The following is a 263-nucleotide window of genomic DNA, read 5'->3' as shown; positions in this document are numbered from 1 at the left end:
CCTTTGTCGTGACGGGTTGATGACGACTTCATGAAGAATAGCCGCCAACCCAGGCTGCACCTGGGATTGCGGCCGCCGAACACCTGGCAAGCGCGCGCGGGATACCCGAGACCATTACTCAGGTATTCCCGAAGTCACCCGCTATGCCGCCCTTATTGGTGCTTGAACGCGGGCGCACGCTTCTCGATGAAGGCGCGCATGCCCTCTTTCTGATCTTCGGTGGCAAACGTGGAATGGAACAGGCGGCGCTCCAGATGGACGCC

General features: G+C 60.5%; 1 protein-coding gene. It reads right to left on the bottom strand.

All coding sequences use genetic code 11. The features are described 5' to 3' along the window. Positions 1–152 precede the first annotated feature (152 nt). A complete protein-coding gene (locus G5A07_RS21380; protein WP_343160920.1) occupies positions 153–254 on the bottom strand; it encodes an enoyl-CoA hydratase-related protein in 102 nt (33 codons plus the stop codon). Between the last annotated feature and the right edge of the window lie 9 nt (positions 255–263).

It is taken from the genome of Stenotrophomonas sp. AS012628 (assembly GCF_010608305.1).
GTDB classification, from domain to species: Bacteria; Pseudomonadota; Gammaproteobacteria; order Xanthomonadales; family Xanthomonadaceae; genus Stenotrophomonas; species Stenotrophomonas geniculata.
The sequence above is the reverse complement of the archived record's forward strand: the minus strand, read 5'-3'. Positions and strand labels throughout refer to the sequence as shown.